Annotated in this window: 19 protein-coding genes; 12 read left to right on the top strand and 7 right to left on the bottom strand. The window is 40.9% G+C overall.

The window, feature by feature from the left end; translation table 11 throughout:
* The first annotated feature begins 106 nt into the window (after positions 1–106).
* From QE450_RS20015 to QE450_RS19995, 4 genes are all read left to right on the top strand, one after another.
* A complete protein-coding gene (locus QE450_RS20015) occupies positions 107–2,893 on the top strand; it encodes a class I SAM-dependent DNA methyltransferase (RefSeq protein WP_307301643.1) in 2,787 nt (928 codons plus the stop codon).
* The gene (locus QE450_RS20010) at positions 2,886–4,970 is read left to right on the top strand and encodes a DEAD/DEAH box helicase (RefSeq protein ID WP_307301641.1); all 2,085 of its coding nucleotides are present in this window, start codon (positions 2,886–2,888) and stop codon (positions 4,968–4,970) included. Before QE450_RS20015 ends, QE450_RS20010 begins: the two co-directional genes overlap by 8 nt.
* On the top strand, positions 4,971–6,152 hold the full coding sequence (locus QE450_RS20005; RefSeq protein WP_307301639.1) for a GIY-YIG nuclease family protein: 1,182 nt from the start codon (positions 4,971–4,973) through the stop codon (positions 6,150–6,152).
* 505 nt (positions 6,153–6,657) lie between these two features.
* On the top strand, positions 6,658–8,397 hold the full coding sequence (locus tag QE450_RS19995) for an ABC-F family ATP-binding cassette domain-containing protein (protein ID WP_274171350.1): 1,740 nt from the start codon (positions 6,658–6,660) through the stop codon (positions 8,395–8,397).
* Positions 8,398–8,950: 553 nt separating this feature from the next.
* Here QE450_RS19995 and QE450_RS19990 read toward each other — a convergent pair.
* Together QE450_RS19990 and QE450_RS19985 are read right to left on the bottom strand one after the other, a co-directional pair.
* Complete coding sequence (locus tag QE450_RS19990; protein ID WP_307301636.1) at positions 8,951–10,138, bottom strand: MFS transporter; 1,188 nt, start codon at positions 10,136–10,138, stop codon at positions 8,951–8,953.
* 145 nt (positions 10,139–10,283) lie between these two features.
* A complete protein-coding gene (locus tag QE450_RS19985; protein ID WP_307301634.1) occupies positions 10,284–10,679 on the bottom strand; it encodes a MerR family transcriptional regulator in 396 nt (131 codons plus the stop codon).
* Between the two features lie 229 nt (positions 10,680–10,908).
* Here QE450_RS19985 and QE450_RS19980 point away from each other — a divergent pair, with 229 nt between their 5' ends.
* Complete coding sequence (locus tag QE450_RS19980) at positions 10,909–11,382, top strand: DinB family protein (RefSeq protein ID WP_307301632.1); 474 nt, start codon at positions 10,909–10,911, stop codon at positions 11,380–11,382.
* 97 nt (positions 11,383–11,479) lie between these two features.
* Here the strand turns inward: QE450_RS19980 and QE450_RS19975 are convergent, their stop codons facing one another.
* A complete protein-coding gene (locus QE450_RS19975; protein ID WP_273614261.1) occupies positions 11,480–11,902 on the bottom strand; it encodes a MerR family transcriptional regulator in 423 nt (140 codons plus the stop codon).
* A 175-nt stretch (positions 11,903–12,077) separates the two neighbouring features.
* Here QE450_RS19975 and QE450_RS19970 point away from each other — a divergent pair, with 175 nt between their 5' ends.
* The 3 genes from QE450_RS19970 (at position 12,078) to QE450_RS19960 (ending at position 15,645) form a co-directional block, all read left to right on the top strand.
* Positions 12,078–13,190: an NADH-dependent flavin oxidoreductase gene (locus tag QE450_RS19970; protein WP_307301629.1), complete on the top strand. Its 1,113-nt coding sequence runs from the start codon at positions 12,078–12,080 to the stop codon at positions 13,188–13,190.
* A gap of 318 nt (positions 13,191–13,508) precedes the next feature.
* Positions 13,509–14,657: a PQQ-dependent sugar dehydrogenase gene (locus QE450_RS19965; protein ID WP_307301627.1), complete on the top strand. Its 1,149-nt coding sequence runs from the start codon at positions 13,509–13,511 to the stop codon at positions 14,655–14,657.
* Between the two features lie 148 nt (positions 14,658–14,805).
* The gene (locus QE450_RS19960) at positions 14,806–15,645 is read left to right on the top strand and encodes a P-loop NTPase family protein (RefSeq protein WP_307301624.1); all 840 of its coding nucleotides are present in this window, start codon (positions 14,806–14,808) and stop codon (positions 15,643–15,645) included.
* Between the two features lie 152 nt (positions 15,646–15,797).
* On the opposite strand, the gene QE450_RS19955 is transcribed toward QE450_RS19960, so the two are convergent.
* Genes QE450_RS19955 through QE450_RS19940 form a run of 4 tightly spaced genes read right to left on the bottom strand, consistent with a single transcriptional unit; the run spans position 15,798 to position 19,744 of the window.
* Entirely contained in the window at positions 15,798–16,610 is an 813-nt protein-coding gene (locus QE450_RS19955; RefSeq protein ID WP_273614256.1) for an ABC transporter ATP-binding protein, read from the bottom strand.
* Positions 16,610–17,641 (bottom strand): FecCD family ABC transporter permease, encoded by a 1,032-nt coding sequence (locus QE450_RS19950; RefSeq protein ID WP_273614255.1) that lies wholly within the window; start codon positions 17,639–17,641, stop codon positions 16,610–16,612. Before QE450_RS19950 ends, QE450_RS19955 begins: the two co-directional genes overlap by 1 nt.
* Positions 17,638–18,678: a FecCD family ABC transporter permease gene (locus QE450_RS19945; protein ID WP_301262532.1), complete on the bottom strand. Its 1,041-nt coding sequence runs from the start codon at positions 18,676–18,678 to the stop codon at positions 17,638–17,640. The genes QE450_RS19950 and QE450_RS19945 overlap by 4 nt, the downstream gene beginning before the upstream one ends.
* Complete coding sequence (locus QE450_RS19940; protein ID WP_307301621.1) at positions 18,671–19,744, bottom strand: iron-siderophore ABC transporter substrate-binding protein; 1,074 nt, start codon at positions 19,742–19,744, stop codon at positions 18,671–18,673. Before QE450_RS19940 ends, QE450_RS19945 begins: the two co-directional genes overlap by 8 nt.
* 342 nt (positions 19,745–20,086) lie before the next feature.
* Between QE450_RS19940 and QE450_RS19935 the strand changes: the two genes are divergently transcribed.
* The 4 genes from QE450_RS19935 to araA all read left to right on the top strand — a co-directional run bounded on the left by QE450_RS19935 (position 20,087) and on the right by araA (position 26,033).
* Complete coding sequence (locus QE450_RS19935) at positions 20,087–21,655, top strand: SAM-dependent methyltransferase (protein WP_307301619.1); 1,569 nt, start codon at positions 20,087–20,089, stop codon at positions 21,653–21,655.
* Between the two features lie 531 nt (positions 21,656–22,186).
* The gene (locus QE450_RS19930) at positions 22,187–23,803 is read left to right on the top strand and encodes a xylulokinase (RefSeq protein WP_373462008.1); all 1,617 of its coding nucleotides are present in this window, start codon (positions 22,187–22,189) and stop codon (positions 23,801–23,803) included.
* 2 nt (positions 23,804–23,805) lie between these two features.
* Complete coding sequence (locus QE450_RS19925) at positions 23,806–24,501, top strand: L-ribulose-5-phosphate 4-epimerase (protein WP_307301615.1); 696 nt, start codon at positions 23,806–23,808, stop codon at positions 24,499–24,501.
* A gap of 110 nt (positions 24,502–24,611) precedes the next feature.
* Positions 24,612–26,033, top strand: coding sequence for an L-arabinose isomerase (araA, locus tag QE450_RS19920; protein ID WP_307301613.1), 1,422 nt, complete (start codon positions 24,612–24,614; stop codon positions 26,031–26,033).
* Positions 26,034–26,139: the final 106 nt, after the last annotated feature.

Raw genomic sequence — 26,139 nt, 5'->3', positions numbered from 1 at the left:
TTTAAATTTTATAAATATACTAATACCCCTTCTGCTATTTTAATGGGAGGGGCTAACCTGAAAGGATACCTACCGGCTTACAGAAACAAAATGGAGGAAAATTATAATGAATCCAGTTGAAATCGAAGTGGCTGTATCAGAACTAGCGACTCAGTCTTTTGATAAGGAGGAGTTTCCATTCGCATTTCTTCGGGCTTTTGGGAACAAGGAGACGACAATCAGACGTCTACGTTCAGGTGAATCGAATAAGTCCGACATAGGCGGAGTCCTTCAAACGAATAATATTCATATTGCAACAGCCCAGTCTGGTGAGGTGACTAAGACTCTTGTTGCACTTAAAGAAAGCCGGGCAACGGTCAGAGCGAAAGCTCGCTACATTCTTGCCACTGATGGATTGTCCTTTGAGGCAGAGGAGTTGGAGACTGGCGAGGTCGTCGCTTGCAACTTTCAGGACTTTCCTAATCATTTTGGCTTTTTCCTAGCACTTGCTGGGATTACAACTGTAAAACAGGTACGCGACAGTTCTTTCGATATTCGGGCAACTAGTCGTTTAAACCGACTTTATGTGGAGTTGTTGAAAGAAAATCCAGAGTGGGGTACGAACGAGCGACGCCATGAGATGAACCACTTCATGGCACGACTCATCTTCTGCTTTTTTGCTGAGAATACCGGGATTTTTAATAGAATGCGTCTGTTTACTGACACCATCAAGCAGATGAGCGTGCATGATGCCTCGAATACACATGAAGTAATTAGCGAAATCTTCCGGGCGATGAATACGAAAGATTTCGATCGTATAGTAGTAAAATTACCACGCTGGGCTGATGCGTTCCCTTACGTGAACGGTGGACTCTTTTCGGGTAGTGTAGATGTGCCGTGGTTTAGCAAAATTGCACGATCGTACCTTTTGCATATCGGAAATTTGGATTGGACTAAGATAAATCCTGATATCTTCGGATCGATGATTCAGGCAGTGGCGGACGATGAGGAGCGCGGTGCGCTTGGTATGCATTACACAAGTGTACCTAATATTCTGAAGGTGCTTAATCCGCTTTTTTTAGATGATTTGCGAGCACAGCTTGCGGCGGCGGGGGATAATCCCCGGATGTTGCTCAATCTACGAAAACGTATATCCCAAATTAGGATTTTTGATCCAGCCTGTGGATCAGGCAACTTCCTTGTTATCGCCTATAAGCAAATGCGCGAAATTGAAAATATTCTTAACGAACGACGTGGTGAAAAAGGACGTGAAAGTGAAATACCTTTGACAAATTTTCGTGGTATCGAACTTCGTGATTTTTCCGCTGAGATTGCACGTCTTGCACTCATAATTGCTGAGTATCAGTGCAATGTAATCTATCGTGGGCCAACACTTGCCCTTGCTGAGTTTTTGCCGCTGTCATCAGAAAATTGGATAACCTGTGGAAATGCATTGCGATTGGATTGGCTTAGTATCTGTCCACCAACAGGAAAAGGTGTAAAGTTCGATGGCGATGATTTCTTTAGTACACCCTCAAATCAAGCAGAGATCGACTTCAAAAATGAAGGGGGGGAGACATACATCTGCGGAAATCCCCCTTATCTCGGTACAAAGAATCAAACAAATGAACATAAACATGACCTTGAGATTGTGTTTGGTCAAAGGACTAAGAATTGGAAATCATTGGATTACGTAGCAGGATGGTTTCTGAAGGCAGCAGATTATGCTGTTCACACACAAGCGAGTTCAGCATTCGTATCAACTAATTCAATATGTCAGGGACAGCAGGTTGCAATCCTCTGGCCTGTAATCTTCGAAACCGGTAGTGAGATTCTTTTTGCTCACACAAGCTTCAATTGGTCCAATCTTGCCAGTCATAACGCAGGTGTGACGGTCGTCATTGTTGCAATTGGAAAAGGTTTAGGAAAGTCCAGACGACGTATTTATTCACTCGCGGAAGACGAATCGTCTGTTATCAATGATGTTGAAAACATCAACCCTTACCTTGTCTCAGGCCCTAATATTTTGGTTGAAGCGCGAAGTGAACCAATTTCAGACATCCCAGAAATGTCTCGTGGAAATTCCCCTACCGATGGAGGGCATTTAATTCTGGAATCATCAGAGATACATTCGCTTGAAATAAATGACACACAGCGTAGACAATTTATCCGTCCGTTTTATGGGGCTGTTGAGACTATTTCTGGGACGGGTAGATACTGTATCTGGGTCGATGACGATAAGTTAACTTCGGCACTTGATGCAGGAAATATTCGCAAGAGAGTAGATGGTGTACGAGAATTTAGGCTGAAAAGCACAAAGGCGGCAACTCGGAAAGCTGCAAATTGGCCCCATAGATTTGATGAACGAAAACCACTACCAAAATCCAGTATTATGGTAGTCCCTATAAGAAGCTCAGGAAATCGGGCTTATCTTCCTGTGACCTTTCTGGAGGCAGGTGCAGTTATAGCAAACACGTTATTTGGGGTTGTAGATAGCCCCTTGTGGGCTTTCTCACTTATAGCTTCTAAACTTCATGTGATTTGGATAGGGACCGTATGTGCACGGATGCGGACTGACTATTCTTACACAAATACCCTTGGATGGAATACATTCCCTGTCCCAAAGCTTACAGAGAAAAACAGGGCCGATTTGACCCGTTGCGCTGAGGACATCCTGCTGGCTCGCGAGGCGCATTTCCCGGCGACGATCGCCGATCTTTATGACTCTGAGAATATGCCTGCAAATCTACGTCAAGCACATGAGCGTAACGACGAAGTGCTTGAACGTATTTACATTGGCCGTCGTTTTCGTAACGATACCGAACGGCTAGAGAAGTTGTTTGATCTTTACACTAAAATGAAGACTTCAACGAAACCTAATAAGAAAAACAAGAGGGAGCAAGCGCATGATTAATGAAAAAAGAACTATCCCTTCAATTTCTGTATCCTACGCTCGTAAAGGGGGTTCGATCAAGGCAAATGAGTTGGGAATGCGGGTAATGCAAGAACGTGTTTTTGAGCGGCGTGGCGAGCAGTATCTTCTTATTAAGTCGCCTCCGGCATCTGGAAAGAGCCGAGCATTGATGTTTATTGCCCTTGATAAGCTCCATAATCAAGGACTCAAGCAGGCAATCATTGTTGTGCCAGAGAAATCAATCGGCTCCAGTTTTAACAACGAGCCGCTAAGCCAGTATGGTTTTTGGTCCGACTGGGTCGTGGAGCCGAGATGGAACCTATGTAATGCCCCTGGCTCGGACAACGGAGGTAAAGTGAAATCGGTTGGTGCGTTCCTTGAAAGCAACGATAAAGTCTTAGTTTGTACACATGCTACCTTCCGTTTCGCTGTCGATGAGTATGGATTGGCGGCTTTCGATAACAGATTGATTGCCGTGGACGAATTCCATCATGTCTCTGCGAACCCGGACAACAAACTGGGTGTACATCTTAGCCAATTTATTGCTCGTGATCGTGTGCATATTGTTGCAATGACGGGGTCTTATTTCCGCGGAGATGCTGAGGCAGTTCTAGCTCCTCAAGACGAATCAAAGTTTGATACGGTTACTTATACGTATTATGAGCAGCTTAATGGCTATGAATACCTTAAACAACTCGACATCGGTTATTACTTCTACTCTGGTTCATACACAGATGATATTCTTAAAGTGCTAGACTCGTCCGAGAAAACAATCATCCACATCCCAAATGTTAACTCTCGTGAGAGTACTAAGGACAAGATCAGAGAAGTTGAGTACATCATTGAAGAGTTAGGAGAATGGCAAGGCACAGACCCCGTAACTGGCTTTCAGTTAGTCAAAACATTAGAAGGTAAAATTCTTAAAATCGCTGATTTAGTAGATAACGATTCGACTAAACGTGACCGAGTATCTACTGCATTAAAAGATCCTGTTCATAAAAATAATAGTGATCATGTGGATATCATCATCGCTCTTGGCATGGCTAAGGAAGGTTTTGACTGGATTTGGTGTGAACATGCACTAACAGTGGGTTATCGAGCGAGTCTTACTGAAATTGTGCAAATTATCGGCAGAGCGACTCGTGATGCTCCGGGTAAAACGCGTGCCCGATTTACGAATCTGATTGCTGAGCCGGATGCTTCCGAGGAAGCAGTAACTGAGGCAGTAAATGATACGCTGAAAGCCATTGCTGCCAGCTTACTTATGGAGCAAGTTCTTTCTCCTCGCTTCGAATTTAGATCGAAAAATATAGAAAGTGGTCCAGTTGAAGGATTCGAGTACGGAGATGAGGGATATGATCCAGAGAAGTGTAACGTGGGTTTTAATCCTGAAACAGGACAAATGCAAATTGAAATCAAAGGTCTCTTCGAGCCAAAGAGCGAAGAAGCAGTACGCATATGCCGAGAAGACTTAAATGAAGTTATTGCGACATTCGTTCAAGACAAAAGCACTATCGAACGGGGCTTGTTTGATGAAGAAATGGTGCCTGAAGAACTGACACAGGTTCGTATGGGCAAAATCATCAAAGAAAAGTATCCAGAGCTTGAAACCGAGGATCAAGAAGCGATTCGTCAGCATGCTATTGCAGCCCTTAATTTAACACAACAAGCAAAGCAGATAACGACGAAGAATACTGAGGGAAGTAATGAGCCGGTAGCTAACACTGCACTAATTGATGGGGTTCGTAAGTTTGTAATGGATGTTCGAGAACTAGACATTGATCTCATTGATCGTATTAATCCATTCAGCGAAGCTTATGCAATTTTATCCAAGGCACTAAGTGAGGAAAGTCTGAAGCAAGTTGCGGCTGTTATTGCAGCAAAGCGTACAAACATACCTTATAATGAAGCCAGGTCACTAACTGAACGGGCTGTTCAGTTCAAAAAAGAACGTGGTCGACTGCCAGATATAAATTCGCAAGATCCATGGGAAAAGCGAATGGCTGAAGGAGTTTTAGCGTTACAGCGTTATTCAGCGCAACAGAAGGCCGCTCAAAGCAACGGAGGTGGAGTATAGATGACTAACTTTTCTGATGAAGATCTTCTCCGAGAACTTGGTATAGAATATGAAGTAGAAAAGCCTCCCTCTTACACCACGCGTGAAGAACGTATTATCACCGGATTTGAAGAAATTCAGCAATTTGTAAAAAAACATGGTCGTGCTCCACAATATGGAGAAGGAAACGACATTTTTGAAAGACTCTATGCCGTACGGCTTGATCGATTGCGCGAACAGGATGATTGCGTAAGTCTACTTGTTCCTTTAGATAGCCAAGGCTTGCTAAGTAATCAAGAAACTAAGCAAATCGATCAGGTAGCTAAATTGGATGATGATGCACTACTTGCCGAATTTGAAGAAATGCTCACTACCTCGGATATTATAGACTTACGCCATGTTCGTTCTCAAGAGGAAAAACGAGCTGCCGAGGAAATTGCGAATCGCGAGAGATGTGAAGATTTTGCTCGTTTCAAACCTCTGTTTGAACAGGTTGAGAATGACCTTAAATCTGGGGATCGAGAGACGCATCCATTTGGTAAGGATGCGAGCATAAATAGGGGGAACTTCTTTATCTTAGGAGGACAACTTGCCTACGTAGCTGAGAGAGGGGACGAATTCAAGGCCCCTAATGGTTCTACTGATGCACGACTTAGGGTTATATACTCTAATGGAACAGAAAGTAATCTTCTCCTCAGATCCTTACAGCGTGCGTTATACAAGGATGAGGCTGGACGTCGACTAACCGATCCGATTGGCGGAGGGTTGTTTAGTGCAAACTGGGAAGAGCATGACATTCAGAATGGGACTATCTATGTGCTGCGTAGTTCCTCAGAACATCCCTTTGTTGCGGAACATCGTGAACTCATCCATAAGATTGGTGTGACTGGCGGTAAAGTTACAACTCGTATCGCAAATGCAGCACATGATGCTACTTACCTACTAGCAGATGTAGAAGTTGTAGCAAGCTATAAGCTATCTAGTATTAATCGAGGGAAGTTAGAGGGAATATTCCACCGCATTTTCGCTCCAGCTCAGCTTAACATTACGATTAACGATCGTTTTGGACATCCTGTACGTCCAAGAGAGTGGTTCCTTGTACCTTTAACTATAATCGATGAAGTAGTGAATCGTATTCAGGATGGTTCAATTGTCAACATGGTATATGATCCTAAAACTGTTCGCTTAGTCGAGCAATTATAATGAAAATTTAATTATATGGTGGAACCCAGATTCCCCTTCAAGATTTGGTTTCTTTAGTCAAATGTGTGATGAATCTGTCCAAAGCTTCTTGTGTAAAAAAAATCAATATGCCGGCAATGTTAGATACAAATGGGTAATTGGCTCCAGAGAGAATGATATTACGATAAAAGTAAAATTCTTTTTAAACAAACCACTCTATAATTATGAGTGGTTTTTATTTTATACACGTTATAGTCTGATGTTAGTTTGGCTTGAAGGTATAGATTAAGCCATACTCTAGATAAAGATAAAGGGATCTTTCTATTAAAGAATTAAAATACCATTCAATATCTTAATGTTGCCGTAATTGAATTTTGGATGATATATAAAATACGATCAAAAACCACAAATCAATTGTACTTCCCCGTAAACCGTGTTACTCTGAGGAGTGGCACACTTGATACTCCTATTCGGCAAGACTTCTTATACAATTATCACCATTTTAGCTATACAGAAAGGTAACACTATGATAAAAGTTGAAAACTTATCCTTCTCATTTCCGCAAAAAGAACTTTATAATTATATTTCATTTACGCTTGAAGAGGGACAGCATTGTGCTTTTATCGGAACAAGTGGTAGTGGGAAAAGTACGCTGATCGATATTCTGACTGATCCTGAACGGTATTTGTTCGAAGGCAAGCTGGAGATCGACCCGGATTGCAAAATCGGATATGTCAGTCAGTTCTCGCAAGTCGATAAAACCAAACCAATGACGGTTTTTGAATATATTGCAGAAGAATTTATAAAGATCCAAGATGAGATTACAGCGATCTATGCTGAAATGGCAACCACGTCTGATATGGATGCATTAATGGAGAGACATCAATTGGCTTCAGACGCATTTGATGCGATGGACGGAGACAATTTTGAAAATAACATCAACAAGCAGCTCAATCTAGCCAACCTGATGAAGCTCAAAGATCTGGATGTGACTTCTTTAAGCGGTGGTGAATTCAAGCTGATTCAAGTAATGAAAGAAATGCTAGCTCGTCCAGACTTGATGATTATGGATGAACCGGATGTGTTTTTAGATTTTGAGAACCTTAATTCACTGAAAAAATTAATCAATACCCACAAAGGCATGTTACTTGTGGTTACGCATAACCGTTATCTATTGAATCATTGTTTTAACAAAATCATTCACCTTGAAAATACAGAGCTCCAAGAATTCGACGGACGTTATATCGATTATAACTTCTCTCTTCTTCAGACAAAGGTCGAGTTGCAAGAATTGACCGTTGCTGAAGCGGAAGAAATTGAGAGAAATGAAAGTATCGTCGATAATCTAAGAGAAATCGCTACCTATAACTCAGAAGCATCCCGTGGTAGAGCGCTCAAAGCTAGAGTAAGATTTACCGAAAGACTCGAAGCACGTCGACTCAAAGCGCCATTTGTAGATATTAAGCAACCGAATATTCATTTGGATATCGATCATGAAATCGAAAGTAGATTTGCGATTAATGTCCGTGATTATAGCGTTTCTTTTGACGAACTGCTTTTGGAAAATGTAACCTTTAAAATGAAGCCTAAAGATAAAGTTGCTCTGATCGGTCCGAACGGTACAGGGAAAACGACATTGCTTCGAGATATTTTCAAAAATAATCATGAAGCAATCGATATCAAGACTGATGCTAGCATGGCGTATTTATCTCAGTTTCAAGGGGAAATGCTCACCGATTCCAATACAATTATTGAAGAATTTATAGAAGCTGGCTTTAAAACGTATGACGAGGTGATCACCTACCTTGCAGAGTACGGCTTTGAAGGCGAAATTTTGAACCAGAAGATAGCTTCTTTGTCCGGTGGAGAGAAGAACTTGCTTCAATTGGCTAAAGTTGCTGCCAGTCATGCCAATGTATTGTTTCTGGATGAACCGACAAGCCATTTAGATACCTATACGCAGATCGCATTGGAAAAAGCGATAGCAGACTATAAAGGTGCGATTCTGATGATTTCGCATGATTTCTATTCGGTTGTGAATGGTATGGATTATGTGTTGATTATTGAAGATAAAACAGTTAAAAAAATGAGTATGGTTGAATTTAAAGAGATGATTTATACGAGTCATTTTAATAAAGGATATCTGGAAGCAGAGCAAAATAAAAAAGCTGTTGAAATGAAAATCGAACTAGCGTTAAAAGATACGAATTTCGAACTTGCCAAGCGTCTACTAGACGAACTGGAAGAATTGATTAAGTTGGTTTAACGGACAGCGATACGATTAGAGTGAATAAGCTATAGTTCAGCAATAAAATAAGATGATGGAAAAGCCTCTATACAGCAAAAAGACACTGGTGCATCACAGTTCAGTGTCTTTTTTGTTGTACAGATGTCTTTGTCGCTAGGGCTCAGCATCACTTTTTGATTTGCGATAGTGGGGATGAGAAGATATCGAACAGCCACTACAGCAAACAAATTTGAAGTATAAAGTATCATTTATCTGCATCAACAACACTCGTATGATCTTTTATTTGGCTATGATGGCATACATTCGATTGTCCGTCCTTTTATCGAAGAAGTACAAGAAATGGCGACGATGATGGTCGATTTCCTGATTCCACAGACCGAAGAAGCGATTCGCGAAAGAAATGCGCAGTAAAGTTCGCTGACCCATTTTTTATAGTAAATGCATAAAATCAAAGACCACTTTCTGCTAGCACAAGAAGTGGTCTTTTTATTTTACCTATTTTCGATAGAATTTCAGATTGAAATGTAGTTAGTTCTTCAATCCATCCGCCCCTACATACATATAAAGTAGATTATGGTCTTACTTCACTAGACATTTGCAACCTTTTTTTAGAATCAAAAACCTTGATCTTGATCACAATACAGCCCAATGCAAGCAGTAGAAATAAAATACCACTCCATGTAATCGAATGTATTCCGATCTGCGATATAAACCATCCGCCAGACGTTGTTCCAATCGTAACTCCCAAGTTAGCAAACGAGACAAATAAGCTATTAGCAAATTCCGGCGCTTCCGAGGCTTCTGAAGTGAGCCAGGTCTGACTAACAATTAGACCACTGGTAAACACAGCTCCCCACAACAGAATAATGATTATCATAGGAATCGTATAACTGCCTATATAATAGACCAGTAGATAAATAATACCGAGTGCAAAAGGATAGACAATAGTGGTTTTTAGCATATTTCTACTTAAATATGTAGCTGCTTGTATATTGCCAACGATTCCGCTCGCACCAAAAAGAATTAACATAATACTAACTACTTTGCCACTCATCCCGGTTACGACTTGAAGATATTCTGCAAAATAAGAATAAACAGAATATAAAGAAGCTAGAAATAAACAAGCTGTTGCAATTGTAAGCCAGAGTTGTGGTTTTTTCAGTATGGTTAACTGTTTGCCAAAAGATAACTTTGTCTCAACCGGTAATGTTGGAATAAAGACCACAATGCCAAGTAGCGCGATCGCATTGATTACCGCTGAAAATAGAAATGCGGTTTCAAGTGAAAACTGGTCCCCTATAAAAGCAGTGAGCGGAACACCTAATACCATACCTATCGTTAAGCCAGTAAATACTTTGCCTACGGCGATTGCACTTTGCTCTTTGGGTACAGAGCTTGCCGCAGCTGCAAAAGCGACAGAAAAATAGACAGGGTGTAGAAAAGCGGGTAAAAGCCGAAAGATCATCAAAGCTTCATAACTGGGAGCAAATGCAGAGAAAATATTAGCGATCGTAAATACAAGAAGTACACTAACCAGAACCCTTTTTCGATTGAACCTTGAAAGTAAAAGAGTCATAAACGGCCCAAAAATAGCAATAATCAAAGCAAACATGCTCACTAACATTCCTGCTTGAGATACACTGATTTGAAAATGTTCAGCGATTTTTGGCAAAATACCAACGATGCCAAACTCTGTATTTGTAATCCCAAATACGCCGAGCGCAATCGCATAAGTGAAAAATGTTTTATTGGAGTACAACACAATCATCCTTTCGGAATTTAGTTGACTAATTCAATTGATTTAGTTGGTTTTATTATAAAGCCTCAACCAACCTATAAGAACCAGCAGAGAATGTATTCTAGTTGGATAGGTTGAGGACATGGTGAAGAAAAGCAGATGATATTTACTCGACCGATGATTGTTTTGATTGGTAATCGTGTTCCATTCCTTTGTAGGTAACGATCTTATCAGCGAGTAAATCCATATTGTGCTGTAATTCTCTCATTTTCTGCTGTACTTCTGCGTAGTGCTCTTCGAGAAGAATCCTCCTTGTTGTTAGAGTAGAATCACCTTGTCTTCGAAGTTCGGCAATTTCAAGCATGTTGGTAATAGACATGCCTGTTGCTTTAAGACGGGTGAGAAATTGAATCCATGTTAAGTCTGCTGAAGAATAGCAACGATACCCGAGCTCATTGCGATCAATCGAAGATAACAGTCCAATATTTTCATAATATCGAAGGGTGTGGACACTAAGACCTGTGACAGTAGCTACTTGTCGAATCGTTAATAATGTTTCCATGAGACAAAGTATATACCTTCGAGTAAACTCTAATGCAAGTTTTTTTTCGCGGTACATTTTATGATGAAGAACATAGTAGAATAAGGATAGTGAGATTGCTGTAATCTATATATATGACCTTTATAACTAGAAGATTAATAAGAAGAGTATGAAATAATAAGAGGTAAAATACAGTAGAGTAGTTGTAAAAAATTCAAATATTTTTTTGGAAGAGAAGAGGAACATACGCATGAACATCTATTGTCAGGGGATTTTTAAGCAGATGGATATGGCTGTCGATTCTGTGATTAAGCTTATTAACACATTGAGTGACGATGATCTGAGTATTAGACCAACCGCAGAGAAAATGTCTATTGGAGAATTGCTTGCGCATATGTCTGTACTTTGCAAAGCAGACTTTCTGATCGGAAAAGGTGTCACAGAAGAGGAAATCGATCGTTTCTATGAAGAAGCGGAACCTGCGCCTCATCTAAGTGCTATCGCAGAAGCTTTACTACATCATTATGCTTTTCTCAAAGAAGGGATAGCAGAGCTAGAAGAATCCGAACTTTTACAACAAACCACAGCATTCTGGGGTGGTACACATTCCCGGTATGAATGGCTTTTGGATACCCAAGCACACTTCTACCATCATCGTGGACAACTACATGCGATGCTCGTTCATGTGTTGAAGCGGGAGCCGAATGTGCAATTGTTTGAATAAAATACATATAGCCCTGCACGCTAACTTCAATACTGTTAGGATGCAGGGCACTTTTTTTAGATCACAACACTTGATATACATAATGATCTTTTGGATATTAATTAACAATATTTACTTCCATACCATGACATTTGAAAACATGATCAGGGTTGTTTTTAATATCTTCTTTCTGCAGATCATACATCGCTAGTTTGTAATTGATTTCTTCCAGATGTTTTAATTCTTCTTCAATATGTTTTTGTATTTCTAATTTATGAATTTTTAACATTTCTTCTCTTTCCAAAAAAGTAGAATTGCCTGCTTCAAAAAGCTCTTTATACTCTTTGATTTTGGCAATAGACATTCCTGTTTCTCGAAGACAACGAATAAAAGCGAGCCAATCTATATTTTGTTCGGTGTAGACTCTTCTTCCTTTTTCATCGCGAGAGATATTAGGTAAGATGCCTTGCTCTTCATAAAATCTTAGCGTTTTCGCAGAAATATTTACATTTTCGATAACATAATTCATGGTATAGACCATATTATTTTCTCCACCTTTTAGTTACAGTTACTGTAACTAGATCATATCATAAAAGCAGAAGTGGAAACTAGAAAAATATTAGTAAAGCTATAAAAAATTCTTCTTTACTTCCCCTTACGTCAACCAATTACAATAAGTATTGTAAAGAAAATATAACATAAAGAGGGATACCGATATGAATACAAAATATAGCAGGTTATTTGAACCGTTTACTTTTAAAAGTGGAGTCACCATTAACAATAGAGTGGTTATGGCACCGATGACCACATGGGCAAGCAATGAAGATCTTACCGTTTCCGATGAAGAAGTGGACTATTATCAAGAGCGTGTAAATGGTGTTGGACTTGTAATTACAGGATGTACGCATGTAACTCCAAATGGACAAGGGTTTACACATGAATTTGCAGGATATTCTGATGAGTTTGTACCGAGTCTACAAAAATTAGCGAAAGTCACCCAAAGTGGAGGCGCACCAGCTATTTTACAGATTTTCCATGCAGGTAATAAAGCATTGCCAGACTTGGATGTTGTCAGTGCAAGTGCATTACCTTCTGAAAGTACAGCTCTTGGAGCAACCGCAGCAGCAAGAGAATTGTCACATGAAGAAGTGCTTTCGATGATTCAAGCTTTTGGAGATACAACAAGAAGAGCGATAGAAGCAGGATTCGACGGAGTTGAGATTCATGGCGCTCATGGATTTTTAATTCAAAACTTCTGGTCACCGTCGACGAACCAACGGACAGACCAATGGGGCGGTACACTAGAGAATCGACTACGTTTTCCATTAGCGATTATTGAAGAAATCAAATCTGTTATAGCAAAATATGCTACGAAGCCATTCATGGTAGGCTATCGCTTGTCACCAGAAGAATCATCCAAAGCCGATGGATTGCGTATGCAAGATACGTATCAATTAATCGATTTTCTAGTCGAACAAGATCTGGATTATATTCATGCTTCATTAGATCATTTGTCCTCCAAGCCAGTAGATGCTCAAGATGATCGCACCAGACTTGAATTAATTTTGGAAAAAGCAAACGGTAGAGTGCCTGTATTAGCAGCAGGTTCGGTAACCACAGCAGATCAAGCTCTTGAACATGTAGAATCAGGATTGCCACTGATTGCGCTTGGACATACAATAATTATGAATCCTGATTGGGTGGAGAAAGTAGAAGCAGGACGCGAGTCAGAGATTACTTCCGAATTAAATCTGTCCCGAATTCAGCTGCCAGAAAAATTGGTAACTATTCTTAAAAACTCACCAGGTTGGTTTAATATTAGCGAATAATATAGAGTGATAGTTCGGATAAGTGTATACCACATTATAAATCAAAAATAATGCTCTATTACTTTGAAAAGGCAGATTATCTTAAAGATGATCTGTCTTTTTAGTGGTATACGCAAATTGTGTAATGTGGAATAGTTAGAAAGCGAATGTAGATTATTTATAGGAGTAATCGCTTCTTAACAATTAGAGTGAATTTTTTTATGTATCTATGTGAATATGACGATGGATTTTTAAGTATTTTTGCCGATTTCCTTATCTTTTCCCGATTAAACACACCTCCAACGGGTAAAGAACAACTAAAGGAAAAGGAGGAATATAATGTTTAATATGAAATCAAAAGGGAAAGCATTAACAGTAGCCGTATTGATTGCTCTACCGCTATCTACTGTCGCAGGTATCATACCATCTATATCCTCATCAGAAACGGCAATCGCTGCTACAACATCGACGACTACTCCATCCAAAATTACCAGTGCGTTAAAAGGTGGCTACACAGTAGCAGGAACGAAGCTAGATGTACCATGGTCTATGCAGTTCTCTGGCAATACGGTGTATATCACACAACGTGGTGGCGGTATCGTACAGATTAAGAATGGGAAGCAAACCGTACAAAAAGTGCAAACTAAAAAGCCACTTCGTGTTGTAGGTGAAGCAGGATTGACAGGCTTCGTACTTGATCCTAAATTTACTAAAAATAAAATGGCATATATTTATCATGCGTATGAGAAAAATGGACAAGGATTCAATCGAATCGTTAAAGTGAAGTTAGTCGGCAACGTCTGGAAAGAGCAAAGCAAATTGGTAGAGGATATTCCCGGCGGACGTATTCATGAAGGTGGACGTTTAGCTTTTGGACCGGACGGTATGCTGTATAGTACAGCCGGTGAGACCAATGTCAGAGAGCTTTCTCAAGATCTGGATAGCTTGGGCGGTAAGATTCTACGGATGACGTCTACTGGTAAAATTCCTAAAGACAACCCGATCAAAAATTCATATGTCTATGCTTATGGACTACGTAACTCGCAAGGGATCGCATGGACATCTGATGGCAAATTGTATGCATCCGATCATGGGCCAAGTGGTGCACCAATACCAGGCGGTGGCACCGATCGCACAGGCCTAGATGAAATGAATCTAATTAAGCCCGGTTCCAACTATGGCTGGCCTAAGATTATGGGCACCGAAACAGCGCCAAATATGGTTTCACCACTCTATGTAGCTAGTTCCAAAGCGATTGCTCCATCCGGTATCGCGACGACTCCAGACGATAAAATACTTGTCGCTACACTGGCAGGCAAAAGTTTGAAAGAATTCGATCCTATCTCCAAAAAAATGACCGATATCTTAACCGATGTCGGACGTGTACGTGATGTAGCGATCCATAACGGTAAGATTTATGTGATTACTAACAATACCGCAGGTGGAACACCAGAAAAGAACGATGATCGCTTGCTGATTTTAAAATAAGTAAAGGTCATTATAGGTACATCTATTACTTGATGATCCAAATAAAAAGAAGTAATCTGGGCATGATATCTGTGCTGGATTACTTCTTTTTCTATGATCTACACTAAAGTGGTATGATTGAATGGAATACAGTAGGAGAGGAGAATATATGAAAAATACTCAGTTGATTATTGCCGAAGGTCTAATGGGAACAGGCAAAACCTCTACAGCTTCTTTTATTGGAAAATATGTAGAACAACAGCATAAGAAAGCAAGTGTATTTTTGGAAGGAGATCTGGATCATCCGGTTGATTTTGAAGGTGTCGCTTGTCTGAATGAACAAGAGTACAATTTATTATTGCATCAGTTTGCACATGACCAACAATGTATTCAGCAGATGGTTCGTGTTGAGGGTTACAATTATTTTTTCTCGTACAAAAAAGCAAAACAGATATTACAAGATACCTTTCCAGATGATCTATATACATATATAGCGACTTACGATATTTACGAATTACCGTTAGCTCGACATTGCGAATTGATGTTACAGAGTTGGAGAGACTTTGCAGAGCGATTAGTATCTACCGATGAAGTAGTTATTGTAGAATGTTGTTTTTTTCAAAATCCAATGTGTATGTTATTAGCAAAAAATAACGCAGATCAAGCCGTAATTACGGAGTATATTCTGGAACTGAGCGATATTATTAAGCCACTTCAACCGGTGCTTATTTATTTGTATCAAGAAAATATTCGTCAGACACTTCATAAAGTGAGTGTAGAACGATCATCTGAATGGCTAGATTTTGTGATCTGGTATTATACAGAACAGGAATATGGCAAAGCACATCAATGGAGCGGACTGGATGGACTGATAGAATGTCTGCAAGTGCGAAGAACATTAGAATTAGAGATTTTTGAGCAATTAAATATGAACAAATTGCTGATGGATCACTCAACCTACTCTTGGGAACACATCCAGCAAGAGCTTATTCATTATTTAAATGAGTAGAAAAGCAAACTATTCAAAGCTATATATTTCTATGATAGAAACTATGTAATTGCCAGTATAAATGAACAATAAATAAAACAGAGGTTCTTCCAGATATATAGTATCTAGAAGAACCTCTTGTTGTATTTTATGAATCTACGCTACAGCTACCTTTACACCGTAACACTACTTCCATGATACCGTCCCTTTGGCACGACTAATGGTGAGCCAGAGATAGGGTCGGGAATTACAGTACAATCCAATCCAAAAATCTCTTTCACTCGCTCACTGGTAACCACTTCCGCAGGTGTGCCCTGAGCAACGAGCTTGCCGGTATGAAGAGCAAACATATGATTCGCATAGCGCGCGGATAAGTTGATATCATGAAGTACCATTACGATAGTAGTACCATGCTTGCGATTCAGATCGGTTAGTAGATCGAGAATTTCTACCTGATACGTAATATCTAGAAAAGTAGTCGGTTCATCCAAAAATAAAATATCGGTTTGTTGCGCCAAAGCCATTGCGATCCAGACCCGTTGACGTTGTCCACCAGACAATTCGTCGATATTATGATTAGCGAATTGCGTGATATCCATAATGGTCATCGCTTCTGCAACAGCTTCGTAATCTTTTTTGCTCCAGCTTCCAAACATTTTCTGGTGAGGGAACCGTCCTCGTCCGACCAGATCAGCTACTGAAATTCCTTCGGGCACAATAGGCGACTGAGGAAGCAGTCCAATGATACGTGCTAACGATTTAGCAGGGAATTTGCTAATCGGCTTACCATCCAAAGTAACATGACCGGATGTTGGCTTAATCAATCGTGCCAGTGTTTTGAGTAGCGTCGATTTACCGCAACCATTTGAGCCGATAATGACACTGATCTGATGACTGGGTATCGTCAGGTCTACGCCATGAATAACGGTTTTATGTTCATAACCTGCGACTAATTGTTCTGCTTGAAACAGATGTGTCGGCTTCATTATAGTTCCCCCTTTTGATTCATTCGGATAAGCAAGAAGATGAGATAAGGCGCTCCGAGTAATCCGGTAATGATACCTACGGGGAATCTGTACTCAAAAGCAAATTGTCCGATCAGATCGGCTGCCAGCACAAGATTAACGCCGACTAACCCTGCGGGCAGAATATTGGATGAACCTACACCGACTAACCGTTTGGCAATTGGGCCGGCTAGAAATGATACAAAAGCGATTGGCCCTGTAGTGGCTGTCGCAATGGCTACCATACATACCGAGCTGACGATCAGCACAATTCGTGTCATATCTGTATTTACACCTAAAGAAAAAGCAGATTGTTCGCCCAATTCTAAAATGCTCAAATGTTTGCTAAGCCCCATAATCAGCGGCGCACCGATCAGCACAATAATAATCAGCGGTGGCAGTTCACGCATCTGTGAACCATTCAGACTTCCGGTTAACCACCGAAGGGCGGACGGAATATCTTGCTGAGCACTGATAAGTAGCAGATAAGAGATCACCGCATCCAGCATCGCCTGAATCCCGATACCGACTAAAATTAAGCGCCCGATTGAAAAGACTTTACCTCTAGATAAGATATAAATAAAAATAACTGTCATTAACCCTGCTATCACTGAAGCCATCGAGATGACTGCGTTATTAGCATGAAGAATAACAATACAAAATACGGCTGCTGCACTTGCACCTGACGTAATCCCGATCACATTCGGATTCGCCAGTGGATTGCGTAATATGGTCTGAAAAGTATAGCCAGCTACGCCAAAAGCAAACCCTGCAAAAAGACCTGCTAACATACGTGGCAAACGAATCGTACTGACAGCAAATGAAACGCCTTTGATCTTTTCCCCTGATAGTGCACGAAGTACATCTTCAAGAGGATAGATTGTATTTCCCAGTACAAGCATAGCGCAGCAAAGCACAACAGCAAGTATCCCAAGCAGTCCGGTCACAAGCAACCAGCGGCGGTGTCGTTGACGTCTACCTGCTTGGATAAATTCAATTGCAGACTGACTCATAGTGAACGCACTTTCGAGCGCATCGCCAAGACGATTAAGATAGGAGCACCGATAAAGGCGGTGACTACACCAACTTCAAGCTCACCCGGGTTACTGATCAGTCTGCCGCCGACATCAGATACCGTCAAAATAATAGCGCCTGTAATCGCCGACATCGGGATCACCAATCGTAAATCAGCTCCCAGAATCAGCCGTATGACATGAGTAGCCAGTAAGCCGACAAAGCCTATCGGGCCTGCCAATGCTGTAGCTGCTCCGCATAATAGAACCCCTGCTAATGCCGCGATGAATCGCAATGTTCCAGTGCGTACACCGAGTCCTGTAGCAACATCATCACCGAGTGCAAGTGCGTTCAGTGCAGGTGCTGTGATCAGACCGATTAACAATCCGACCGCCAAAAACGGGATAAAGGTAGCAATCGCGCTCCAATTGGCAGAGCCGACGCTACCCACTTGCCAGAATCTAAATTGATCCATTACATACGAACGAGGAATCATAATGGCTGTAACGAGTGAAGAAAGTGCTGCACTGGTCGCTGCTCCTGCTAACACAAGCTTGATTGGTGTAGCTCCGCCACGCCCCATCGAGCCGATTCCAAATACGAATACGGCTGTGATCGCTGCTCCCGCCAGTGCTAACCAGATATACTGACCAGCATGACTAATATTGAGAAAAGCAATCCCGAATACAACAAACAACGATGCCCCTGTATTGACTCCCAGTATACTAGGATCAGCAATCGGGTTACGGGTAACAGCTTGCATTAATGCTCCCGATACACCCAGTGCTGCTCCGCAACATAAGCTGAATACGGTACGAGAAATTCGTTTGCGTACGATATTAGCGCCATAGGTATCGACATTGGGATGAAATAAACCATTGATTAATTCATGCCACCCCACTGATCGTGAACCTAAGACCAGTGAAGCAACAATAGTGAGAATCAGTAAGACCAAGCAACTAATCAGCACCCATATGAAATGTTTAGGTAGATGTGAATGTACCTGTTTATCATGAGAAAGAGTTGAACTATCCATTTACTTTATCAGCAGCAGCACCGATTAATTTCAAATATTCATCGATGGTGTAGGAGATCGAAAGTGGATTAGGTGTTCCAGCAGCAACCAAAGGTGTATCGCTTGTAATAAACGCTACAGAACCTCTTTGGATCGCAGGAATTTTGCCTAACAATGGATCAGCTTTGACGGCTTGATACAATTTGTCATCACCGTAGCCGATTAAAATATCTGCATCATTCAACGCTTCTGCATTTTCAGCACTCAAGCTTAAAGAGTAGCTTTTAGGATCTTTGATTTCTTTCGTAATACTTGCAGGTGCTTCCATACCTAATTCTTTTAAGAAAGCGACACGCGAATCAGCAGGTGTATAGATATGAAGCTTCGACATATCGGTATCAGAGAAATTCACCCACACAACAGTTTTACCTTTGATTTGCGGGTAAGCACTTAACTTGTCATTCACTAATTTTTCGGTATCTTTGATCAATTGTTCGCCTTGAGCTTTCATGCCCATACCTGTTGCATTCAGTAGAACTTGTTCACGCCATGTGGTTGCCCAAGGAGCAGTTGGATAAGCGACTACAGGCGCAATCTGGTTAAGTGTATCGTAATCTTCTTGCGTAATACCGGAATAAGCAGCCAGAATCACATCTGGATTAGAATCGGAAATAGCTTCAAAATCAAGTCCATCGGTATCTTGGAAAACGTTTGGATTTTTCACGCCAAGTTCATCTAGCTTTTTGGCTGTCCATGGCAAAAGACCACTACCGTCTTGAACACCAAAGTTCGCTGCCGAAAATCCGACAGGCACAACGCCAAGCGCAAGAGCTACATCCTGATTCGCCCATTGTACAGTAGCTACACGTTCAGGCTTGCTTTCGATTACTGTCTCGCCAAGCGCATGCTTGATTACAATCGGATATTGTGTCGTATCTGCCGGTGCAGCAGTCTCCGTAGTGGTCGATTCTGTTGGAGCTGGAGTAGTTGGTGATGCTGTTTGATTGTTGGAACAACCAACAAGCGCAACAATCGACAACATTAAGATCAGTACCGCGGTAAAAGATAACTTCTGTCTAGTATTCATAATGATCCCCTTTCGTACTCGATCCGTATCGGTCGTAGCACTTTATCGCTAATATGGTGTTGATTATCTTAAATGAGTAAACTCAAATGAAATATAAAGATATGTAATACATGATAATGATTATCAACCTCAACAATATAGCGTTTTATCTTCTATAGTGTCAATAAAAAAATGGCAATTTTACAAGGAAATTCGCGATAATTCTTCTCTTTTCGCTAAAGTATGTATGCATTGGTATAATAAACTTTTTTACATCATAAGCAGGTAGTGGTTTACAATACATTTATAGATATTTCCACGAAATCGTAAATGATTAATTTCAAGAAAGCAGGATATTATAAAATGACAGAACAGCACCAACAACGTTACCGTTTTAGTGAAGCACCGATATGGAGTCTACAACGCAAATATTATGAAGATGCAGGCTTAGAAGCATGGAGAAACGATCAGGTTCCGCAATATATCACCAGCAATCCAGCAACAGCGATTGCTTATGCAGAAATGATTTTTGCTTTTTTGCAAGATCAGATGAATCAAGGATTAGGGGCAGAACCTGTCTATATTGTAGAATTGGGTGCAGGCGCAGGTCGTCTTGCGTACCATGTGTTATATGAATTGCAAAAGCTTAAAGAATACGCCGGGATCGATCTGCCAGAGTATCATTATGTGATGACCGATCTAGCGATGAACAATGTGATCGGGTGGAGAGAGCATCCTGCTTTACAACCATTTATTGAGCAAGGGATTCTTGATTTTGCCCAATTCGATGCGATGCAAAGTGATGCGCTTCATCTAACTGTATCGGGTCAGGTGATTAAGCAAGGGGATCTTACGCAGCCATTACTGATTATTGCAAACTACTTTTTCGATGCGATTCCGCAAGAATTGATCTATGTGGATGAAGGTAGTATTTATGAAGCAGATGTATATATCGAATATTCCAAAACAGGCGCAGAATTTGAAGCGCTGACTACATCGCAACAACTGAATCATATTCATTTAAGTTACGAATACCGCAAAGCGCCGGAGTATGAGCAAGATGATTATATCTATCGTGATCTGATTGCCATCTATCAAGAACGTCTGGAAGATGCGCATATTTTATTTCCCAAAGTTGGACTCGAATGTCTGGATCGTCTAGATGCGTTATCTCAATCAGGATTTATGTTGTTAACTGCTGATAAAGGAGATCATTTGATCGAAAATTGGGAGTTTGCAGAACCGCCTGAATTGGTGTTGCACGGTAGCTTTTCATTAATCGCAAATTACCATGCGGTGCAATATGTATTCCAGCAAAAAGGTGCTGAAATCCTATTCGTTCCTCATCATTACAACAATATTAATGTAGGTTGTATTTTACATGTAGGTCAGCCCAAAGCCTATACGAATACACGATTAGCTTATCGTCGTTCAGTCGAACGCTTTGGACCGGATGATTTCTTTAGTCTGAAAATGTGGATTGATCGCCATCTGGATGAGCTAGGTATGCAACAGATTTTAAGCTTTTGGCGCTTAGGCGGGTATGATGCTGAATTCTTTATTCAGACGACCAAGCAACTCTCAGCATTATTGCCAGAAGCCAATGACGAGGAAAAGAAAGACCTCTGGATGGGCATTCAGAAAATGTGGTCATCGTTCTATGTGATGCCACAGCGGTATGATCTGGCACTGGATGCTGGTCTGATTTTATTTGAAATGGATATGTTCGAAGAAGCGAAGCAATATCTAGAAATATCGGTTGCTCAAGAGCAAGATGAAGTGGTATCGACAGTCTATTACTGTCTGGCGATTGCTTGTCTGGAACTCGATCTGATGGATCAAGCAGAAGAGTACTTGAAGCAACTACTTGTTCTTGAACCTGATCATGAAGAAGCATTAGCGTTAATGTCGGTGCTGGTGGCTGAACAATAATTGCTGGCATGACTAGATAGATATAAGCTTAATATTCAGAAGCATTGAAGAGACATAGTATCTCTTTGGTGCTTCTTTTATTTACCCATAAACAGACAATTGCAGATCATTATCTCTAACTTGTACGTACATATTTTATCTATCATAAAACTTGTTAAAAAATACTAGAAAGAAAGCTATAAATGATCTTAAATACGTTAATAAAAGAGTTAAAAAGGCTTTTTTAGCGCATTTTTACTTGATTTAAGATTTTAGAAAGGAATATCGCAGATGATCTTTCTTACTTGTACTACAACATAAAGACCTATTTTTATTCTTTTTATGATCAAAAAATACATATCACGTTGACAAATGTACGTACAAAAAATATACTGTAACTGTTACAAAAAGAAAACGCATTCTTTTTAAAAAGAATATTGGAGATTACCATACTTATAGATAACGTAGCGACTTTGTTCGGAAATATATGCTTTATTCAGCACAGCAATCGTAGTAACACCAGACTGCAAGAAGAGAGGGGACTACATGAGCATGAGTCATGTGGATATGAAAGAAGCGATTATGAGTGGCGAGACTTCGCTCGGGATTGAATTTGGTTCTACCCGAATCAAAGCGGTATTGATCAACAAGCAATTTGAGACGATCGCCTCGGGAAGTTATGAATGGGAAAATCTACTGAAAGACGGATTCTGGACATACGATCAAGCAGACATTATTACAGGGATGCAGACAGCTTATCGTGAAATGAAGCAAGAAGTAGAGCGTCAATATGGAATCACGTTACAGACGGTAGGCTCAATCGGATTCTCAGCGATGATGCATGGCTATGTAGCACTGGATCAACAAGGGCAATTACTGGTTCCTTTCCGTACATGGCGCAACGCGACCACAGGTGTCGCAGCCAAAGAATTAACCGAATTGTTCCAGTTCAATATTCCTGAACGTTGGAGTATTGCGCATCTATATCAAGCGATTTTGAATCAAGAAGATCATTTGCCTCAGATTGCTTCTCTAACAACATTAGCTGGATACATACACTGGTTGTTAACAGGCAATCAAGCAGTCGGTATCGGCGATGCTTCCGGCATATTCCCGATTGAAGAAGCGACTCACAATTACCATCCATCGATGTTAACTCAATTTAACGAATTGATTGCAGATAAAGGGTACGCATGGAAGATTGAAGATTTGCTTCCTACTGTGTATCGTGCAGGCGAGCAAGCAGGTCTATTAACAGAAGCAGGCGCTAAATTGCTCGATACGACAGGAGCACTACAACCAGGTATTCCGTTCTGTCCACCGGAAGGTGATGCTGGAACCGGTATGGTAGCAACGAACAGTGTCAAAAAGCGTACCGGTAATATTTCGGTAGGTACGTCAGTATTTGCAATGATCGTACTGGAAAAAGAATTGTCTAAAGTTCATCCAGAGATTGATATCGTAACAACACCAGATGGTAGCCCTGTCGGCATGGTACATGCTAACAACTGCTCTAGTGATATCAATGCATGGTTAGGATTGTTCAGAGAATTTTCCGAAGCGATGGGATATGAAGCTGATAATGCCAAATTGTTCAGCGTGATGTTTAACAAAGCACTTGAAGCTGATCCAGATGGTGGCGGACTGCTTAGCTATGGTTATTATTCCGGTGAAAATATTACAGGTATCGAAAAAGGTCGCCCGTTATTTGTACGCTCACCAGAAAGTCGCTTTAATCTAGCGAACTTTATGCGTACTCATCTATTCTCTGCGTTCGGTGCATTGAAGATCGGGATGGATATTTTGACGAAAAATGAAAATGTAGCAATCGATAGTATTCTCGCTCATGGTGGTCTGTTCAAAACGCCTGTAGTCGGACAGCGAATCGTGGCAGCCGCTATGAATGTACCGATCTCGGTTATGGCTACCGCTGGCGAAGGTGGCGCATGGGGAATGGCGTTACTTGCTTCATACATGATCAACAAAGACGAACAGGAAAGTCTGGATGTCTTTTTGGAGCAAAAAGTATTCCATGATGTTGTCGGTGAACAAGTACAACCGGATGCATCGGATGTTAAAGGATTTGAAGCATTTATCGAGCGTTACCAGCAAGGACTGGCTATTGAACAAGCGGCTGTAGATCATTTGTTAGAGAATGGGAGGAATTAAGCATGTTAGAGCAGTTAAAAGAAGAAGTCTATCAAGCGAATCTGGAATTACCGAAGCATGGATTGGTCAAATTCACATGGGGTAATGCCAGTGCTGTCGATCGTGAAAGTAATCTATTTGTCATCAAGCCAAGCGGTGTAGATTACGAGACGATGAAACCTAGCGATATGGTCGTTGTCGATCTGGATGGCAGTGTAGTTGAAGGCGATATGAGACCTTCTTCCGATACAGCGACTCATGCGGTTCTGTACAAGCACTATCCGCAAATCGGCGGCATTGTGCATACCCACTCTACATGGGCAACGATCTGGGCGCAAGCAGGTCTGGATGTTCCTGTAATGGGAACAACACATGCAGATACATTCTATGGCGCTGTGCCTTGTGCACGCTTTCTGAATCAAGCAGAGATTGATCGCGGCTATGAAGCAGAGACAGGCAACGTGATTATCGAGACATTTGAACAACGTGGACTTGATGTGATGGCGATACCAGCCGTATTGCTTCATGGTCATGCACCATTTACATGGGGCAAAGATGCAAAGTCTGCTGTAGTGAACAGTGTAGTACTGGAAGAAGTCTGCAAAATGAATCTATATGCACGTCAATTGAACAACTTTGCTAAAGAATTGCCACAGAATATTTTGGACAAACATTACCTACGCAAACATGGTAAAGACGCTTATTACGGTCAAAAGTAATATAAAGCAATCGGTTTGAATGTAGAGAGTACAAGATATAGTGATTTTTTCAATTAACTCACTTGTAAATAACGCTCACTAATATAATGATGAAAAGAGGATGAAATGATATGTCAGCAGCAACTAAACAATTTTGGTTCGTAGTCGGTTCACAGCATTTGTACGGAGAAGAAGCATTGGGACAGGTAAAAGCGAATGCTCAAAAAATCGCAGATTCTTTAAATGCAAGCGGAGTATTGCCGTATCCATTGGTATTGCAAGATTTGGCTGTCAGTGCAGACAAAATCACAAGTATTATGAAAGAAGTCAACTACCGTGACGAAGTAGCAGGTGTGATCACATGGATGCACACATTCTCTCCTGCAAAAATGTGGATTCGTGGTACGAAATTGCTACAAAAACCATTACTTCATCTAGCAACACAATACAATGAAAGTATTCCATGGTCTACAATTGATATGGACTTTATGAACTTGAACCAAGCGGCACACGGTGACCGTGAATATGGATTTATCAATGCTCGTCTGGGCAAACAAAACAAAATCGTTGTCGGCTACTGGGAACGTCCAGAAGTACAACAGCAGATCGCTGACTGGATGGATGTTGCCTTTGCTTACAACGAAAGCTTCAATATCAAAGTCGCTCGCTTTGGCGACAATATGCGTAATGTTGGCGTAACCGAAGGCGACAAAGTCGAAGCACAAATTCAATTTGGCTGGACAGTCGATTACTACGGTATTGGCGATCTTGTAGAATATGTAAATGCTGTGACTGAACAAGAAATCGATGCACTACTTGCAGAATACAAAGAGTTATATGATTTTGAATATGGTACGTATAGTCAAGAAGCTTGGGAAGCAAGTGTACGTGTACAAGTAAGTTATGAGATCGCTATCAAGCGTTTCTTAGATAACGGTGGATACACTGCATTTACAACTAACTTTGAAGATTTGCATGGTATGAAGCAACTTCCAGGTCTTGCTGTTCAACGTCTAATGGCACAAGGTTATGGTTTTGCAGGTGAAGGCGATTGGAAAACAGCAGCATTGGATCGTCTAATGAAAGTGATGAGCCATAACGAAAATACAGGCTTTATGGAAGATTACACGTATGAAATGGCAGCAGGTCAAGAAGCGATCTTGCAATCTCATATGTTGGAAGTCGATCCGACTCTAGCAAGTAGCAAACCAAAAGTGGTTGTATCTCCACTAGGAATTGGCGATCGCGAAGATCCTGCACGTCTTGTATTTGACGGTAAAGCAGGCGAAGGTGTAGTGGTATCGATGGCTGATTTTGGTACTCATTACAAATTGCTGATCAACGAAGTATCTGCATTCGAACCAACAGTTCCTGCACCGAACTTACCGGTAGCACGTGTACTATGGCAAGTAAAACCTAACTTCCAAGATGGCGTGCGCGCTTGGATCGAAAACGGTGGCGGTCATCATACAGTTGTATCGTTGAACCTTACAACAGACCAGATCGTAACGTATGCGAAATTAGTAAACTTGGATTATGTCATTATTAAATAATCAATTGAATCAAGTATAGATGTTATAGATGATTGCACATGTAAAGCCTGAGTGTATTGCTGGCTTTACATGTGCTTTTTAGATTAAAAAGATATTTAACCTAGCA

The organism is Paenibacillus sp. SORGH_AS_0306 (assembly GCF_030819345.1).
In the GTDB taxonomy this organism is placed as follows: Bacteria; Bacillota; Bacilli; order Paenibacillales; family Paenibacillaceae; genus Saccharibacillus; species Saccharibacillus kyungheensis.
This window is presented reverse-complemented; position numbering and strand designations above follow the sequence as displayed.

Coding starts and splice junctions, on each gene's coding strand:
- QE450_RS19930 (WP_373462008.1), top strand. CDS start 22,187: ATGAGTCATGTGGATATGAAAGAAGCGATTATGAGTGGCGAGACTTCG.
- QE450_RS19980 (WP_307301632.1), top strand. CDS start 10,909: ATGAACATCTATTGTCAGGGGATTTTTAAGCAGATGGATATGGCTGTC.
- QE450_RS19945 (WP_301262532.1), bottom strand. CDS start 18,678: ATGGATAGTTCAACTCTTTCTCATGATAAACAGGTACATTCACATCTA.
- QE450_RS19995 (WP_274171350.1), top strand. CDS start 6,658: ATGATAAAAGTTGAAAACTTATCCTTCTCATTTCCGCAAAAAGAACTT.
- QE450_RS19955 (WP_273614256.1), bottom strand. CDS start 16,610: ATGAAGCCGACACATCTGTTTCAAGCAGAACAATTAGTCGCAGGTTAT.
- QE450_RS20015 (WP_307301643.1), top strand. CDS start 107: ATGAATCCAGTTGAAATCGAAGTGGCTGTATCAGAACTAGCGACTCAG.
- QE450_RS19970 (WP_307301629.1), top strand. CDS start 12,078: ATGAATACAAAATATAGCAGGTTATTTGAACCGTTTACTTTTAAAAGT.
- QE450_RS19940 (WP_307301621.1), bottom strand. CDS start 19,744: ATGAATACTAGACAGAAGTTATCTTTTACCGCGGTACTGATCTTAATG.
- araA (WP_307301613.1), top strand. CDS start 24,612: ATGTCAGCAGCAACTAAACAATTTTGGTTCGTAGTCGGTTCACAGCAT.
- QE450_RS19935 (WP_307301619.1), top strand. CDS start 20,087: ATGACAGAACAGCACCAACAACGTTACCGTTTTAGTGAAGCACCGATA.
- QE450_RS20005 (WP_307301639.1), top strand. CDS start 4,971: ATGACTAACTTTTCTGATGAAGATCTTCTCCGAGAACTTGGTATAGAA.
- QE450_RS19925 (WP_307301615.1), top strand. CDS start 23,806: ATGTTAGAGCAGTTAAAAGAAGAAGTCTATCAAGCGAATCTGGAATTA.
- QE450_RS19960 (WP_307301624.1), top strand. CDS start 14,806: ATGAAAAATACTCAGTTGATTATTGCCGAAGGTCTAATGGGAACAGGC.
- QE450_RS19985 (WP_307301634.1), bottom strand. CDS start 10,679: ATGGAAACATTATTAACGATTCGACAAGTAGCTACTGTCACAGGTCTT.
- QE450_RS19965 (WP_307301627.1), top strand. CDS start 13,509: ATGTTTAATATGAAATCAAAAGGGAAAGCATTAACAGTAGCCGTATTG.
- QE450_RS19950 (WP_273614255.1), bottom strand. CDS start 17,641: ATGAGTCAGTCTGCAATTGAATTTATCCAAGCAGGTAGACGTCAACGA.
- QE450_RS19975 (WP_273614261.1), bottom strand. CDS start 11,902: ATGGTCTATACCATGAATTATGTTATCGAAAATGTAAATATTTCTGCG.
- QE450_RS20010 (WP_307301641.1), top strand. CDS start 2,886: ATGATTAATGAAAAAAGAACTATCCCTTCAATTTCTGTATCCTACGCT.